Genomic DNA, 17,068 nt, shown 5'->3' with positions numbered 1-17,068 from the left:
GACTTTATCTATCGTGGATATATCATATTGCGCCGAAAATTGGACCCTGTTAGGCGGCCAGTCTAATCTGGGTTCTACTCTTTGAAAGACGATAAAATGAGCGATTCCGTAAAGCGTGTGGTTCTGGCCTTTTCCGGCGGCCTTGATACCAGCGTCATCCTGAAATGGTTGCAGCAGGAATATCAGTGCGAGGTGGTGACCTTCACCGCCGATCTGGGACAGGGCGAAGAATTGGGCCCTGCGCGACGTGTTGCCGAAACACTCGGGGTCAAACCGGAACATATTTTTATCGACGATCTGCGCGAAGAGTTCGTCAAGGATTTCGTTTTCCCGATGATGCGCGCCAACGCGCTTTATGAGGGTCTGTATCTGCTCGGCACCTCGATTGCGCGGCCGCTGATTTCCAAGCGCCAGATTGAAATTGCGAAACTGACCGGAGCCGACGCCGTTGCCCATGGCGCTACCGGCAAGGGCAATGACCAGATCCGCTTCGAACTCGGCTATTATAGTCTTGATCCCGATGTGAAAGTGATTGCTCCCTGGCGCGAATGGGATCTTAACAGCAGAACCCGGCTGATCGAATTTGCCGAGAAACATCAAATACCGATTCCCAAGGACAAGCGTGGAGAATCACCGTTTTCGTGCGATGCGAACATGCTGCACACCTCTTCTGAAGGAAAAGTGCTGGAAGATCCGTGGGAAGAAGTGCCGGACTACGTCTATTCACGGACCAATAATCCCGAAGATGCACCCGATACGCCCGAATATATCACCATCGATTTTGAACGAGGCGATGGTGTCGCGATCAACGGCGAGGCGATGAGCCCGGCGACTTTGCTTGAAAAGCTCAATGATTATGGTCGCGAGCACGGCATCGGCCGGCTGGATCTGGTCGAGAATCGCTATATCGGTATGAAATCGCGCGGAATGTACGAAACACCGGGCGGCACCATCTATCATGCAGCCCATCGCGGAATCGAGCAATTGACACTGGACCGCGGGGCGGCCCATCTGAAAGATGAGCTGGCCCCGCGCTATGCCGAACTGGTCTACAACGGTTTCTGGTTCTCGCCCGAGCGCGAAATGCTGCAGGCAGCGATCGATCACAGTCAGGCACGGGTGAACGGCACGGTCCGGCTGAAACTTTATAAGGGCTCGGTCAATGTGGTTGGACGCAAGTCGCCCGATAGCCTCTATAGCGAAAAAGTGGTTACGTTCGAGGATGATGCCGGTGCTTATGATCAGAAAGACGCAGAAGGCTTTATCAAGCTCAATGCGCTGCGGTTGAAATTGCTCGGCAAGCGCAATGGCTGATATCTGCAGCGCTCCGCGCTTGTCGCGGAGTTGCTATGGCAATGTGGCGACATATCTCGGCGCAGTCGCATCGACTACGACGCTTCTCTTGTGCTGATTCCGCTGCTTCTGCTCCTCGCAGGCTTTGTGATCCTGATCGTTGGTGGCGAGTTGCTGGTGCGCGGGGCAGTCCGGGTGGCAGAACGGGCAGGGATGTCCGAACTTTTGATCGGATTGACGATCGTCGGTTTCGGCACGTCCGCTCCGGAACTGGTGGCCAGCGTGGAAGCTGCGCGGGCGGGTTCTCCAGGCATTGCCTGGGGCAATATCGTCGGTTCCAATCTCGCCAACAGTCTGCTCATTCTTGGTGCTGCCTCGCTTATCCTGCCGGTGGTGGTGCCAAGAGGCCCGTTGTGGCGTGATGGCGGACTGGCATTGGTTGCGACGGTGGCCTTGTGGCTGATTGCCAGCACGACCGGCATTACAATTGCTATCGGCAGTGCTTTTCTGGCTGTATTGCTCGCCTATCTCGGTTATGCTTATCGGGCCGAACAGACGCAGCCGGCCGGAGCAAGCGCGTTGCATGAAAAAGCCGAGTCCCTGGAAGTTTCGGATACGCATTTGCATGATGAGCAACCGCTCTGGCGGTCGATTCTGATTTTGCTCTTTGGTATCGTCATGATCGTGCTTGGCGGGCGGTGGCTGGTCGAGGGTGCGGTCGATCTTGCGCGCCTCGTGGGCATGAGCGAAGCCGTGATCGGCCTAACGATCATCGCTATTGGTACTTCGCTACCCGAACTCGTGACCTCGGTGATCGCGGCCTATAAGGGCGCAAGCGCCGTTGCGCTGGGCAATGTACTGGGTTCCAATATCTTCAACCTGTTGCTGATTGGAGGAGTCACCGCCATCATCGCTCCCGGGACGATTCCGGGCGAAATTACCGATTTTGGCCTGCCCGTCCTGATCGCTGCTTCGGTCTTGCTGCTGATATTTGCCGCGACCGGGCGAAGGATAACGCGCATCGAAGGCGGTATATTGCTGGTCACTTATCTGGCTCTGCTCGTCTATAATGTTGTGGCTGTTTGAATCAGGCGTTGCAATATCGAGAATCTGTCCCTAAATAGCAGTCATCCCAACATTGTGAGATTTGAAGGGGCTGGCGCCAGACGGGGCCGGCAGCCAAGGTTTTTGCATACGGAAATGGAATTTATTTGACTGATATAACGACACTGACAGATCTGATTAAGCCGGAAGCAGATGCTTTGGGGTTTGATCTGGTGCGGGTGCAGTTTGTGTCAGGGGCGGAGGAGCCGACGCTTCAAATTATGGCCGAGCGCCCTGAAACCGGACAATTGGGTATCGATGATTGTGCAGCTTTGTCCCGGCGTATTTCAACAAAGTTCGATGCTCTGGAAGAAGAGGGGCGCGACCCGATTGACTATGCCTATCGACTGGAAGTCAGTTCGCCCGGTATCGACCGACCGCTTACCCGTTCAAAAGATTATGAAAACTGGAGGGGGCATGAAGCGCGGATCAATCTGATTGAGGCGGTTTCCGGAAAAAAACAGCTGCGGGGCCTGCTCGAAGGCATCGAAGGTGACATAATAAAGATTGACGATCGTAAGGCAGGAAGTCAGGAGACGCCTCTTACGAATGTCCATAGCGCAAAATTGATTCTGACAGATGCTCTGATTGCTGCAACCATTCCGGTTTCAGCTGATGGCGCTGACGAAATCGAAGAACAGACTTTGGAAGAACAGGAAGACTAATCATGGGCAGTGCTATTTCAGCCAATAAAGCCGAATTGCTCGCTATTGCGACCGCCGTTGCATCGGAGAAAATGATCGATAAGACGATCGTGATCGAGGCGCTGGAAGAGGCGATCCAGAAAGCGGCGCGTGCCCGCTATGGTGCGGAAAATGACATTCGTGCAAAACTAGACGTCAAAACGGGCGATCTGCGTCTGTGGCGGGTCGTCGAGGTGGTTGACGAAGTCGAAGATTATTTCAAGCAGGTCGACATCAAGCAGGCAGAAAAGCTCGAGCCGGGCGCCAAGGTCGGCGACTTTATCGTGGATCCGCTGCCGGAAGTTGATCTCGGGCGCATTGATGCGCAATCGGCCAAGCAGGTCATTTTCCAGAAGGTCCGTGATGCCGAGCGCGATCGGCAATTTGAAGAATTCAAGGAACGTGCTGGAGAAATCATAACCGGCGTGGTGAAATCCGTTGAATTTGGACATGTGGTCGTTGATCTCGGCCGTGCAGAAGGCGTTATTCGCCGTGATCAGCAAATCCCGCGCGAAGCCGCACGGGTTGGTGATCGCGTCCGCTCGCTGATTCTGGATGTGCGTCGGGAGAATCGCGGGCCGCAGATTTTCCTTTCTCGCGCCCATCCCGATTTCATGAAGCATCTGTTCGCACAGGAAGTGCCGGAAATTTATGACGGCATCATCGAAATCAAGGCTGCCGCCCGCGACCCTGGTTCTCGCGCCAAGATTGGCGTGATCAGCCATGATAGTTCGATTGATCCGGTCGGCGCATGCGTTGGTATGAAGGGTAGCCGTGTTCAGGCTGTCGTGCAGGAAATGCAGGGCGAGAAAATCGACATCATTCCCTGGTCGGAAGATATTGCGACATTCGTCGTCAATGCTTTGCAGCCCGCGACGGTCAGTCGCGTTGTTATCGACGAGGAAGAAGGCCGGATCGAGGTTGTTGTTCCCGATGATCAACTGAGCCTTGCCATCGGTCGTCGGGGTCAGAATGTCCGTCTGGCGTCGCAGCTGACCGGCCTTGCCATTGACATCATGACCGAGGCGGATTCGAGTGAGAAACGGCAGGCGGAATTTGCTGCGCGGACTGAAATGTTCCAGGAAGATTTGGACGTTGACGAAACATTGTCGCAGCTTCTGGTGGCTGAAGGCTTCAGCGAATTGGAAGAAGTCGCCTATGTCGCGCCGGAAGAAATTTCCAATATTGAAGGCTTTGACGAAGAGCTGGCAGCCGAACTGCAGAATCGTGCTCTTGAAGCACTGGATCGGCGCGAAGCGGCGGCACGGGAAAAACGTACCGAATTGGGCGTAGAAGATGCGATTGCAGAATTGCCGCATTTGACCGAAGCCATGCTGGTGACGCTTGGTGAAGCGGGTCTCAAGACGCTGGATGATGTCGCCGATCTTGCGACCGACGAGCTGGTATTGAAACGGAAATCGGAACCGCGTCGCCGCAATGACACTCGCAAGCCCGAGCCGGATGGTGTGTTGGCCAAATATGGTCTGACCGAAGAGCAGGGCAACGAGATCATCATGGCGGCACGTGCGCACTGGTTCGAAGACGAAGACGAGCCAGAGGCTGCTGCGACCGAAGAAACTCGGGAGGACGCAGATGCGGAATCTCCCCAATGAAACGCGGTCTAACCCTCTAGATCGCACGCCACACCGTAAATGCATTTTAACCGGAGAAATTCTTTCTCCGGAGTATTTGGTGCGGCTGGCGATGGGGCCGGATGGGCAAATTGCACCGGATGTAAGAGCGAAGGCGCCGGGCCGTGGAGCCTGGGTCAGTGTTAATCGTGCTGCGCTTGAGGCATCTCTTGCCAAAGGACAGCTGAAATCGGCATTGGCTCGTGCGTTCAAGACCGGGGCACTTGATATTCCGGCCGATCTGGCAGATCAGGTTGAAAAGGCGCTGGAGCGCGCCACATTGGATCGATTGGGCCTTGAAGCACGCGGCGGGACATTGCTAACCGGTTCAGAAAAAATTGAAACGGCAGCGAGGCGTGATGAATTGTTCATGCTTCTTCACGCGTCCGATGCCGGGCAGGACGGGTCGTCAAAGCTGGGTCAGGCGTGGCGTGTCGGCAGTGACCGCGAAGGACAAGATTTGCGTGGGATGACTTTGCCGGTGGACCGCCAGGGCCTTTCTGTGGCATTGGGCCGTCAGAATGTAGTTCATATCGGCATTATCGATCGGCGCGCAGCAGAGCGGCTTTCACATATGCTTGCGCGATGGCTCCGCTTTATCGGGTCTGGTGAATTGCGCGATGATGCAGAGAAGAAAGTTGCTTAATTTGGTCTAGCTAGGCCAGATAATATATTGAAAATATCTATTTTTAGGGATTAAGTCTGTTCGATGAGTGAAGATACAAAAGATACGCCAAAACCTGCACGCAAGCCCCTGGGGCTGAAGCGTTCGGTTGAACCTGGCGAAGTCAAACAGACGTTCAGCCACGGACGCACCAACAAGGTGGTGGTCGAGGTCAAACGCAAGAAACTGGTCGGCAAGCCCGGCGCGCAGGAAGCGGCGAAGGATATCGTCAAGGAAGCACCTGTGCCCGCTCCGGCTCCTGCACCGGCTTCCAAACCGGCTCCGAAGAAGGCTCCGGCTGTCGCGAAAGCGGATGATGTGCTGACCCGGCAGGAAAAACAGGCAAAACTGTTGCGCGAAGCGGAAGAGGCACGTCTTGAGGCGATGCAGGAAGCACGCAAGCGCGACGCACGTCAGAAAAAAGAGCAGACCGCAGAAGAGAAAAAGCGGGCGGAGGAAAATCGCAAGGCCGAAGCAGAGAAGGCTCGCAAGGCGCAGGAAGAAATTGCTGCTGCGGAGAAAGCTGCTGCCGATGCTGCCGATGCTGCCGTTGCTGCTGCTGATTCTTCCGAGGTTGCTGAAACTGCAAAGGCAGAAACCCCCGCCGCGACAAGCACGGCCCGACCACCCGCTCGCAAGTTCACGCCCGTGGAAGCGCCAAAGCGACCAAAACCGGAGAAAGAAAAGCAAAAGGTCGGACGCGACGATCGCAACGATCGCCGTCAATCCGGCAAGCTGACCGTCAACCGCGCTCTGCGTGGCGAAGACGGCGCTGCGAGGGCGCGTTCGCTCGCTGCCCTGAAACGTGCACGGGAAAAAGAAAAACGTGCTCAGCGGTCGGGTCGTCCGTCCGAGCCACGCGAAAAGCAGATTCGATCGGTTATCGTGCCGGAAGCCATTACCGTACAGGAACTGGCCAAACGTATGGGCGAAAAAGGCGCGGACCTCGTCAAATCGCTGTTCAAAATGGGTTCAATGGTCACGGTCAACCAGACCATCGATCAGGATACGGCTGAATTGCTGGTCGAGGAATTCGGCCACAACATTCAGCGTGTCTCGGAAGCTGATGTTGAAATCGACACCCAGGCCGATGTCGATCCGGAAGAAACGCTGAAACCGCGTGCTCCGGTCGTTACGATCATGGGCCATGTCGATCACGGCAAGACCTCGTTGCTCGACGCGTTGCGCGGAACCGATGTGGTTGCTGGTGAAGCTGGCGGTATTACCCAGCATATTGGCGCTTATCAGGTGACGATGAAAAATGGCGACAAGGTGACGTTCCTCGATACGCCGGGTCATGAAGCCTTTACCGAAATGCGGATGCGTGGTGCCAATGTCACGGATATCGTGATCCTAGTTGTTGCTGCCGACGACGGTTTGATGCCGCAGACGATTGAAGCGATCAATCATACCAAGGCAGCAGGCGTTCCGATGATTGTTGCGATCAACAAGATCGACAAGGAAGGCGCCGACCCGACGACGGTTCGTACACGTCTGCTTGAACATGAAGTGATCGTGGAAGAAATGTCCGGTGATGTTCTCGACGCCGAAGTCTCGGCGCTCAAGAAAATCGGTCTCGACGAACTGATGGAGAAAATCCACGTTCAGGCCGAATTGCTGGAATTGAAAGCGCGTCCTGACCGTCCTGCCGAAGGTACTGTTGTCGAAGCGAAGCTTGATGTCGGTCGCGGTCCGGTTGCAACCGTGTTGATCGAACGCGGCACATTGAAACGCGGTGACGTTTTCGTCGTCGGTTCGCAGACCGGCAAGGTCCGCGCGATGATCGACGACAAGGGCAAGCAGGTCAAGGAAGCTGGTCCGTCCATGCCGGTGGAAGTGCTAGGTATCTCGGGTGTCCCTTCCGCTGGCGACAAGCTGACTGTGGTTGAAAATGAAGCGCGGGCTCGCGAAGTTGCAGCCTATCGTGCAGAGCAAGAGAAGCTGAAGAGGACCACACAGGTACCGACCAGTCTCGAGAATATGTTCTCGGCCGCTTCAAATAGCGCTGTCGAATTCCCTCTCTTGGTCAAAGCTGATGTACAGGGGTCTACCGAAGCTATCGTGCAGGCACTGAACAAGATTTCGAACGACGATATCAAGGTGCGTATATTGCACAGCGGTGTTGGCGCGATTACGGAATCCGATGTTACCCTGGCGGGTGCCAGCAAGGCGCCGATCATCGGCTTTAACGTCCGTCCCAATGCCAAGGCACGTGAGATCGCCAAACGTGACGGTGTCCGATTCAAATATTTCGATATCATCTATGCTCTGACCGACGACATCCGCGCCGAAATGGCAGGAGAGCTTGGTCCGGAGAAGATCGAGAATGTCATGGGCCGCGCAGAGGTCAAGGAAGTCTTCAAGTCGGGCAAGAAGGACAAGGCAGCCGGTTTGCTGGTCACCGAAGGTGCCTTGCGCAAGGGCCTGTTCGCGCGTCTTACCCGCGACGATGTTATCGTCAGCGCAACGACCATCGCGTCGCTGCGGCGGTTCAAGGACGATGTCGAGGAAGTCCGCGCCGGTATGGAATGTGGTGCGGTGCTCGAGGATACCAACGACATCAAGCCGGGCGATATGCTCGAGGTGTTCGAGGTTGAAGAGAAAGAGCGGATTATCTAGTTTCCCTCCCGGTTACGGGAGGGACCAGAGGTGAGCCTTTGACCCTCCTCATCCTTCCCACCACCAACCTCTCCCGCAAGTGGGAGGGGGGAGATAGCAACGATGGCAAAATATAACGATACATCACCCGAGGGACGTTCGGTCCGCTTGCTGCGCGTCGGTGAGCAGGTCCGGCATATACTGTCGGAACTGCTGATGCGCGGCGAGGTTCATGACGAACTGCTCTCCGCTACCAGCGTCAGTGTGACCGAAGTGCGAATGTCACCCGATTTGCGCCATGCGACAGTGTTTGTGAAGCCTTTGCTCGGGGCCAATGAGGCGGATGTGCTCAAAGCGCTCAAGACAAATACAGCTTTTTTCCAGAAGGAAGTCGCCAGGCGGGTGAAGATGAAATATGCCGCGCGGCTGAAATTTCTGGCCGACGAGAGCTTTGACGAGGCGGCGCATATCGAAAGCCTGCTGAACAATCCCAAGGTCGCGCAGGATTTGGCGAAAGAGGCCGACGAGGAATAGCGCCGTTCGCCCTGAGCCTGTCGAAGGACGGTTTCAGGACGCAAAAGTGCTTCGACAGGCTCAGCACGAACGGTTATGCAGCGAAGCCAATGGCCAAACTCTATTTCTACTACGCCTCGATGAACGCCGGAAAGTCCAGCAACTTGCTGCAGGCGGCGTTCAACTATGGCGAGCGCGGCATGAAGGTCATGCTGTGGACCGCAGCGATCGATAATCGGGAAAGTTTCGGCGCCATTGCATCCCGGATTGGCCTGCACGCCGATGCACATCGATTTGGCGAAGACACAGATCTGTTCGCTGCAGTCGAAGCTGAACATCAGCAAGCCAGGCTGGCCTGTGTGATGATCGACGAAGCCCAGTTTCTGACCGAAGATCAGGTCTGGCAATGCGCGCAACTGGCGGACGAGAGCGGTGTCCCGGTACTTTGCTATGGTCTGCGCACCGACTTTCAGGGCAATCTGTTCCCCGGCTCGGCCAAGCTTTTGGGGCTGGCCGACAGCCTGGTCGAACTGAAGGCGGTGTGCGAGTGCGGGCGCAAGGCGACGATGAACTTGCGGATTGACGAGGCGGGTCATGCGGTTGCCGCCGGCGAACAGACCGAGATTGGCGGCAATGAAAGCTATATCGCGCTGTGCCGCAAACATTTTAAGGAGCGGTTGAACGGATAGTTTAATTGTCATTCCAGCGAGGGCTGGAATCCAAAGCAAGATTATGACATGCGGAAATTGGGTTGGGCCCCAGCCTCCGCTGGGGCGACGAGTGAGATTGATGGCAGAGAAGCTTTCCAAAATACTGGCTGACGGCCCCGTCCGTCTCGAACTTTTGGCCGACCGTCATCTCGAACCATTGCGTGCTGCCTGCGCAGAGGATCAGGAAATCTGGGATATCTACCCGGTGTCGATGCTCGATGAGAATTTTGACAAAGCGATAGAGGCCTTTCACAATACGACTAACTGGGTCCGCTTTGCAGTGATCAATAGCGAGACCGGCACGGTGGTCGGCATGACCAATTATATCAATCCGGATCAGCATGGTGTGGTGGAAATCGGCGGCACCTATATCGCGCCGTCGGTACGCGGCAGCGGCTTCAACTCTATCATGAAAAAACTGATGATCGACCGTGCTTTTGCCTGTGGATTTACCCGCATCGAATTTCGCGTCGATACCCGCAACAAACGCTCGATGGCGGCTGTATTGAAACTCGGTGCGACGCATGAGGGTATATTGCGCAAAAACCGGATTACCTGGACGAATTATGTCCGGGACACTGCGGTTTTCGGACTGCTCAAGGAAGAGTGGAGCTTGTGAAGATGAGACTTTTGATCCTGGCCCCGGCGTTGCTGCTGGCCAGTACAGCAAGTATCGCATGTGATGATGTCGGGGATCAATCCGGCCCTGCTTCGATCCCGTTGAATTCTGCCTCAGCCGAAGGTTTCGTTCCCGATGGCTGGTATCTGGAGAAATCCGTCGAGGGTGATCTGGATAAAGACGGGCTTCCGGATCTGGCGCTTATCATCCGGCAGAATGACCCGAAACTGGTCATAGAAGGCAACGGTTTTGGTACAGGTCCATATAACGGTAACCCGCGCACAATCTTGGTGGCGCTAAAGCAAGCGGATGGCGGATATTTACGGATCGCCCGGAACGACCAGATTATCCCGGTTACCGGCGGCGCGATGATCGATGATCCGATTGACAACGCCTCGGATGGTTCGCTGACTATCGACAACGGCGTAATGCGGCTAAATATCGGTTTCTGGTCCAGTGCGGGCAGCTGGGACATGTTCAACCGGACATTTTCGTTTCGGCTGAAGGGGAGGCAACTGGGGCTGATCGGCTATGACAATCATCATGTGCATCGTGGTTCCGGAGACTTGAATGTCGTCAGTATCAATTATCTGACGCGGCGCAAAAAAACCGAGAATGGCAGTATCGAAGACGCACATGTTCCTGAAGTGTGGAGCAAGATCAGCCGCAAGCCACTGATTCGTTTCGATGATATCGGTAGCGGCTATGAATTTGATCCCGATAAGAATTAGTCTTTCAGGCAGGATATAGATTGACGATGGAAAAGCCCCATGGCTGGATCATATTGGACAAGCCGCTGGAACTGGGATCGACGCAAGCCGTCGGTGCGGTGAAGCGCAATCTGCGCGAAGCGGGGCTTCTCGGCAAGGGCAAGAACAAGCTGAAGGTCGGACATGGCGGGACGCTGGACCCGCTGGCGACCGGGGTGCTGCCGATCGCGATTGGTGAAGCGACCAAGCTGTGCGGACGGATGCTCGATGCAACCAAAATTTATGAATTTACGATCGGGTTCGGCAGCGAGACCGAGACACTGGATGTCGAAGGGGAGGTGACGGAGACGTCCGGCCACCGGCCGTCGCTGGCAGATATTGAAGCGGTTCTGCCGCAATTCACCGGGCCGATAGAACAGATCCCGCCGAAATATTCGGCGCTGAAGATTGATGGCAAGCGGGCCTATGATCTGGCGCGGGCAGGGGTTGATGTAGAGATGAAATTGCGGGGGGTGACTGTGTATTCTCTTACAGTTCGTCATCCTGAACTTGTTTCAGGATCTCGAGAGGTCCTGAAACAAGTTCAGGATGACGAGCCATTGGATGAAATAACCCTCGCAGCCACGGTCTCCAAGGGAACCTACATCCGTTCGCTAGCTCGCGATATCGCGCGTGCGCTTGGCACCTTCGGTCACGTAACCATGTTGCGCCGGACAAAGGCGGGACCATTTACCCTGAAACAGGCGATTTCGCTGGACAAACTCAACGAAATTGGTAAGGGCGCGGACATTAAAGACTATCTCTTGCCACTGGAGGCAGGGCTGGACGACATCCCGGCTTTTGACCTCGACCCTGATCAGGCAAGAATGCTTCGGCAAGGCTTAACGCTGGACGAGCAGGATTTGATCGGGAACCCCGCACTCAACGGGCTTTTCCTTGCAACAGAGAATCAAGGTTCTCCGGTTGCTCTGGCAGAGATTGTTGACGGCGCCGTAAAGGTGGTTCGCGGGTTCAATATGTAAAAGATGTTCGAAGGAATGATATAAATGACGATTACCGCAGAAAAAAAGCAGGAACTGATCAAGAAATTCGCCCAGACAGAGGGCGACACCGGTTCCCCGGAAGTACAGGTTGCCGTGCTCACCGAGCGTATTGTGAACCTGACCGAACATTTCAAAGGTCACCACAAGGATAACCACTCCCGTCGCGGATTGCTGATGATGGTGAACAAACGGCGCAGCCTGCTGGACTATCTTCGCAAGAAGGATGTCGAGCGCTACGCCAAGCTGATCAAGGACCTTGGTCTCCGGAAATAAGAGTTTCGAAGGCGGCCTCCTGAGTGGGGCCGTTTTCACTTTGTGTACCTGTGTAGTTAGGTGCCCGTCTCCAGAAAGTGCCAATTTACGCAAACTTGGGAGATGGACTTCCGCCCTGGCGGAGGAGCAGATCGGCAGATTCTTGCAATAAGGTGAGAATCGGCCAAGCAAAGGGGCACAATGACCCCGAACCGCTGTTCAGCCGGATTGCTGGACACAAGAAAGCCCCCGCACTGCATAGGGCAGGCGGGACAAAGGAAAATACGAATGTTTGATGTAAAGAAAGTTGAAATGGAGTGGGGCGGACAGACCCTCACCCTCGAAACGGGCCGTATTGCCCGTCAGGCCGATGGCGCGGTGCTCGCGACCCTCGGCGAAACGGTTGTGCTGTGCGCAGTTACCGCCGCCAAATCCGTGCGCGAAGGGCAGGATTTCTTCCCGCTGACCGTTCACTATCAGGAAAAATTCTCAGCCGCCGGTCGTATCCCGGGCGGTTTCTTCAAGCGCGAAGGCCGCGCGACGGAAAAGGAAACGCTGACATCGCGTTTGATTGACCGTCCTTGCCGTCCGCTGTTCCCCGAAGGTTTCTACAACGAAATCAACGTTATCTGTCAGGTGATGAGCTATGATGGCGTCAACGAACCGGATATTCTCGCCATGGTTGCAGCCTCTGCTGCCCTGACCATCTCCGGTGTGCCTTTCATGGGTCCAATCGGTGCGGCGCGCGTCGGGTACAAGGAAGGCGAATATCAGTTGAACCCGTCAATGGAAGAAGTCGCCGAAGGCGAACTCGACCTGGTGGTTGCAGCAACGCAAGGCGCTGTGATGATGGTTGAATCGGAAGCACAGGAGCTTTCCGAGGAAGTCATGCTCGGCGCTGTCCAGTTCGCTCATGAAGCGTCCAAGCAGGTCGCCGGCCTGATCATCGATCTGGCGGAACAGGCTGCGAAAGAACCTTGGCAGCTTGATGCGGGTGACGATAACAGCGATATCAAGGAAGAACTGCGCAAGCTGGTCGGAAAAGACATCGCTGCGGCTTACAAGAAAACCGACAAGTCAGAGCGTAGCGACGCCCTGAACGCGGTTCGCGAAAAAGCCAAGGAAAAATACGCCGACGCAGACGGCCAGACGCAGATGACCGCCGGCAAGATGGTCAAGAAGCTGGAAGCCGAAATCGTTCGCGGTGCCATCATCAAGGACGGTACCCGGATTGACGGCCGCAAGCTCGATCAGGTTCGTCCGATCGAAGCCATGGTTGGCCTGCTGCCACGGACCCACGGTTCGGCTCTGTTCACCCGCGGTGAAACACAGGCAATCGTGACCACGACCCTCGGCACCAAAGACGCGGAGCAGATGATCGACGGTCTCGACGGTCTGAGCTACACCAACTTCATGCTGCACTATAACTTCCCGCCTTATTCGGTTGGTGAAGTTGGTCGTTTCGGATTTACCAGCCGCCGCGAAACCGGCCACGGCAAGCTCGCATTCCGCGCGCTTCGTCCGGTATTGCCGACGGTGGAAGAATTTCCGTACACGATCCGTGTCCTCTCGGACATTACCGAGTCCAACGGTTCCTCCTCGATGGCAACCGTCTGTGGTGGTTCGCTGGCGATGATGGATGCCGGCGTGCCTCTGGCGCGTCCGGTTTCCGGCATTGCGATGGGACTGATCCTCGAAGGCGAAGATTTTGCGGTTCTTTCCGACATTCTCGGCGACGAAGATCATCTCGGCGACATGGACTTCAAGGTTGCGGGTACCGAAAAGGGTATCACGTCCTTGCAGATGGACATCAAGGTAGCCGGCATCACGCAGGAAATCATGAAGTCTGCTCTGGAACAGGCCAGTGGCGGTCGCGCGCATATCCTCGGTGAAATGAGCAAGGCGCTGTCTTCGGTTCGTACCGAAATGTCCGAACATGCTCCACGCATCGAAACATTGCAGATCAACAAGGAAAAGATCCGCGACGTTATCGGTACCGGCGGCAAGGTCATTCGCGAAATCGTTGCCGAAACCGGCGCGAAGGTCGATATTGACGATGAAGGCCTGATCAAGGTTTCTTCTTCCGACAAATCCCAGATTGATGCGGCAATCGCATGGATCAAGGGCATTGTTGAAGAAGCCGAAGTCGGCAAAGTCTATGACGGCAAGGTTGTGAATCTGGTCGACTTTGGCGCATTCGTGAATTTCATGGGCGGCAAGGACGGTCTCGTCCACGTCTCCGAAATCAAGAATGAGCGCGTCGAGAAAGTCTCTGACGAACTGAGCGAAGGCCAGGAAGTCAAGGTCAAGGTTCTCGAAATCGACCAGCGCGGCAAGGTTCGCCTGTCGATGCGGGTTGTTGACCAGGAAACCGGTGAAGAGCTGGAAGACACGCGTCCTCCACGCGAGAACAAGCCACGCGGTCCTCGTCGTGATGGCGGTGGTGGTCGTGGACGTGGCCGTGACGGCGGCGGACGTGGCCGGAATAATGATGGTCCGAAGAACGAAGGCGGCGGTGATATTCCATTGCCGTCCTCGATCACCGAAGACTAGGTTTTCGCAAAATGAAACAGCAAGGGGCCCGGAGCGATCCGGGCCCTTTTCTTTGCCGGGTATATTTCCGGCTGCTTCGTCTGATTAATGTCTGGTAAAGCTTGAAGAGAACAGGGAATGTCTATCTCCTCCAGCGGTTTTTTTGCTTTATTCTTGGCTGGATGAAAACAAGCGGTTAAGAGGTTTCCATATGACAAAACACATTATCAAATGGGCCGTATTGGGTCTTTCCGCTTCGATGCTTTCCGGTTGTGCTCTGCTAGGTGGCGGCGGTGGCAGCGGTACCGACACGAAATATGTCGCTCGCGATGTCGACACGCTTTACAATGCTGCAAAAGAGAGGCTTGATCGCGGTCAATACAAGATAGCAGCGGCGCTGTTCGATGAAGTCGAACGCCAGCATCCCTATTCCCCATGGGCCCGGCGCGCGCAGCAGATGAGTGCGTTCAGCTATTATCTCTCGGGCGATTATAACAAGGCGATAGAATCATCCCGTCGTTTCCTGTCGATCCATCCGGGTAACAAAGACGCGCCTTATGCTTATTATCTGATCGCACTCTGCTATTATGAGCAGATCAGCGATGTGACGCGGGACCAGAAGATTACCGAACAGGCGCTGGCATCTCTTGGAGAAGTTGCCCGCCGCTATCCCAACTCGCGCTATGCGGCGGATGCCCAGTTGAAAATGGATCTGGTCAATGACCATCTCGCTGGCAAGGAAATGGAAATCGGTCGCTTCTATCAGCGCCGCGGCAAATGGCTCGCCGCTACGATCCGCTTCCGCACGGTGATCGAGAAATATCAGACCACCACCCATACGCCGGAAGCGTTGATGCGGCTGACCGAATCCTATCTTGCGCTGGGTGTTCCGGCCGAAGCGAAGAAAACCGCCGCTGTGCTGGGTGCCAACTATCCCGGCACCAAATGGTATGAGCGTGCCTATGATCTCGTCAACAAACACGGGGCCACTTAAGAGGCCATGGCGCTGCAATGCGTTGCAGCTAAGGTAAACGTGTTTTAAGAGGGGCTTGTGCTACAGTCCCTTTCCATTCGCGATATTGTGCTGATCGAGGCGCTTGATCTGGAGTTCGGATCGGGCCTGACGGTGCTGACCGGTGAAACCGGTGCCGGCAAGTCGATTCTGCTCGACAGTCTCGGGCTGGCTTTGGGCAATCGCGCGGATAGCGGTCTGGTTCGCCAGGGCACCGAAAAGGCGCAGGTTACTGCGAGTTTTGCATCACCTGCCAAAGGCAGCAAGCTGGCTGCTACGCTGGCCGAAAATGATATCGAAATCGAACCCGGCGAGCCACTGATCATCAAGCGATCGGTGAAGGCTGACGGTGGCAGCCGCGCTTTCATCAACGATCAGCCTTGTTCGGCGACGCTGTTGCGTTCGGTGGGCGGGCAACTGATTGAAATTCACGGCCAGCACGACGATCGCGGCCTGATCAATCCCAAGGGGCACCGGGCTCTGCTGGATGCTTTCGCCGACGTTGAAGAGAGTGCGGTGCGCGACGCATTTGATGTGTGGCAATCGGCAAAAATCGCGCTTGAGCAAGCGAAGCAGGATCAGGAAGCTGCCGAGCAGGATCGCGATTATCTCGAACATAGCGTTGAGGAGCTGGCGAAATTTGCGCCCCAGCCAGGCGAGGAGCAGGAGCTTGCGCTCGAACGGGCGACGATGATGAAGGGGGAGAAGCTGACCGGCGATCTGGAAGCGATTCGTGCCGCCTTTGACGGCTCCAACGGCGGGCTGGCTTCGCTGCGGTCGGCGGCGCGGCGGCTGGACATGATTGCCGAGGATCATGCTTTGCTGAAAGAGGCGCTGGAATCGCTCGACCGGGCAATCATTGACGCGACTGAGGCAGAGGACAAGCTTAATGCAGCAGCAGATGCACTAAGCTTTGACCCGCAACGGCTCGACGATATGGAGACCCGTCTGTTCGATCTGAGAGGGCTGGCGCGCAAGCATCGGGTGGAGCCGGACAAGCTCTCCGACCTGCTCAATGATCTGCAGAAAAGGCTGGCTGCGATCAGCGATGGCGGAAAGTCATTGGAAGAATTGGAAGCATCTTTGCTCCGGGCGAAGCAATCCTACCTCGCGGAGGCGGAAAGCCTGCGGGCCAAGCGGGCCAAAGCGGCCAAGGCGCTGGACAAGGCTGTTGCCAATGAGTTGGCACCGCTCAAGTTGGATGCGGCAAGATTTGAGACTTTACTTGAAGAGTTGTCCGAAGAACATTGGAATAAAAGCGGAATGGACCGGATTGAGTTTCTGATCTCGACCAATCCGGGCGCGCCGCTGGCCCCTCTCGGAAAAATTGCGTCAGGCGGTGAACTTTCGCGGTTCATTCTAGCCCTGAAAGTGGCATTAGCGGAAGAATTCGGGGCAAAATCGATCATTTTTGACGAAATCGACCGCGGTGTCGGCGGTGCAGTAGCCTCGGCGATCGGCGATCGTCTGTCGCGCCTGTCGAAGGGTGCCCAATTGCTTGTCGTGACCCACAGCCCGCAGGTCGCGTCCAAGGGCGACGCCCATATGCTGATCAACAAGTCGCGCAGCGGCACCGTATCGCGCACGGATGTCCGCGCGCTGGACGATGAGGGCCGCCGGCAAGAGATTGCGCGGATGCTGTCGGGGACAGATGTGACCGATGAGGCGAGAGCGCAGGCGGATCGGTTGCTGGAGGGGGGTTGA

General features: G+C 55.8%; 15 protein-coding genes. All 15 read left to right on the top strand.

Annotated features, from left to right (window positions below; translation table 11 throughout):
- The first annotated feature begins 96 nt into the window (after window positions 1-96).
- Window positions 97-1,314: an argininosuccinate synthase gene (locus ACN0VD_RS01585; protein WP_417590884.1), complete on the top strand. Its 1,218-nt coding sequence runs from the start codon at window positions 97-99 to the stop codon at window positions 1,312-1,314.
- Window positions 1,315-1,404: 90 nt separating this feature from the next.
- Entirely contained in the window at window positions 1,405-2,379 is a 975-nt protein-coding gene (locus ACN0VD_RS01580) for a calcium/sodium antiporter (protein ID WP_417590882.1), read from the top strand.
- A gap of 125 nt (window positions 2,380-2,504) precedes the next feature.
- Window positions 2,505-3,062, top strand: coding sequence for a ribosome maturation protein RimP (gene rimP, locus ACN0VD_RS01575; protein WP_417590880.1), 558 nt, complete (start codon window positions 2,505-2,507; stop codon window positions 3,060-3,062).
- 2 nt (window positions 3,063-3,064) lie between these two features.
- Window positions 3,065-4,693, top strand: a complete 1,629-nt coding sequence (gene nusA / locus ACN0VD_RS01570; protein WP_417590878.1) for a transcription termination factor NusA — start codon at window positions 3,065-3,067, stop codon at window positions 4,691-4,693.
- A complete protein-coding gene (locus tag ACN0VD_RS01565; RefSeq protein WP_417590876.1) occupies window positions 4,674-5,357 on the top strand; it encodes a DUF448 domain-containing protein in 684 nt (227 codons plus the stop codon). Before nusA ends, ACN0VD_RS01565 begins: the two co-directional genes overlap by 20 nt.
- Before the next feature lie 63 nt (window positions 5,358-5,420).
- A complete protein-coding gene (gene infB / locus ACN0VD_RS01560) occupies window positions 5,421-7,994 on the top strand; it encodes a translation initiation factor IF-2 (RefSeq protein ID WP_417590874.1) in 2,574 nt (857 codons plus the stop codon).
- 102 nt (window positions 7,995-8,096) lie between these two features.
- Window positions 8,097-8,507, top strand: coding sequence for a 30S ribosome-binding factor RbfA (gene rbfA, locus ACN0VD_RS01555; protein WP_417590872.1), 411 nt, complete (start codon window positions 8,097-8,099; stop codon window positions 8,505-8,507).
- Between the two features lie 89 nt (window positions 8,508-8,596).
- On the top strand, window positions 8,597-9,175 hold the full coding sequence (locus ACN0VD_RS01550) for a thymidine kinase (RefSeq protein WP_417590870.1): 579 nt from the start codon (window positions 8,597-8,599) through the stop codon (window positions 9,173-9,175).
- Window positions 9,176-9,275: 100 nt separating this feature from the next.
- Window positions 9,276-9,815, top strand: a complete 540-nt coding sequence (locus tag ACN0VD_RS01545) for a GNAT family N-acetyltransferase (protein ID WP_417590868.1) — start codon at window positions 9,276-9,278, stop codon at window positions 9,813-9,815.
- Window positions 9,816-9,817: 2 nt separating this feature from the next.
- The gene (locus ACN0VD_RS01540; protein ID WP_417590866.1) at window positions 9,818-10,546 is read left to right on the top strand and encodes a hypothetical protein; all 729 of its coding nucleotides are present in this window, start codon (window positions 9,818-9,820) and stop codon (window positions 10,544-10,546) included.
- Between the two features lie 26 nt (window positions 10,547-10,572).
- Entirely contained in the window at window positions 10,573-11,547 is a 975-nt protein-coding gene (gene truB, locus ACN0VD_RS01535) for a tRNA pseudouridine(55) synthase TruB (RefSeq protein ID WP_417591083.1), read from the top strand.
- Between the two features lie 24 nt (window positions 11,548-11,571).
- A complete protein-coding gene (gene rpsO, locus ACN0VD_RS01530) occupies window positions 11,572-11,841 on the top strand; it encodes a 30S ribosomal protein S15 (protein WP_159643229.1) in 270 nt (89 codons plus the stop codon).
- A 267-nt stretch (window positions 11,842-12,108) separates the two neighbouring features.
- Window positions 12,109-14,373, top strand: a complete 2,265-nt coding sequence (gene pnp, locus ACN0VD_RS01525; RefSeq protein WP_417590863.1) for a polyribonucleotide nucleotidyltransferase — start codon at window positions 12,109-12,111, stop codon at window positions 14,371-14,373.
- 190 nt (window positions 14,374-14,563) lie between these two features.
- Window positions 14,564-15,346, top strand: a complete 783-nt coding sequence (locus ACN0VD_RS01520) for an outer membrane protein assembly factor BamD (protein WP_417590861.1) — start codon at window positions 14,564-14,566, stop codon at window positions 15,344-15,346.
- 57 nt (window positions 15,347-15,403) lie between these two features.
- On the top strand, window positions 15,404-17,068 hold the full coding sequence (recN, locus tag ACN0VD_RS01515; protein WP_417590859.1) for a DNA repair protein RecN: 1,665 nt from the start codon (window positions 15,404-15,406) through the stop codon (window positions 17,066-17,068).

The organism is Parasphingorhabdus sp. (genome assembly GCF_048267785.1).
Lineage (GTDB): Bacteria > Pseudomonadota > Alphaproteobacteria > Sphingomonadales > Sphingomonadaceae > Parasphingorhabdus.
The sequence above is the reverse complement of the archived record's forward strand: the minus strand, read 5'-3'. Positions and strand labels throughout refer to the sequence as shown.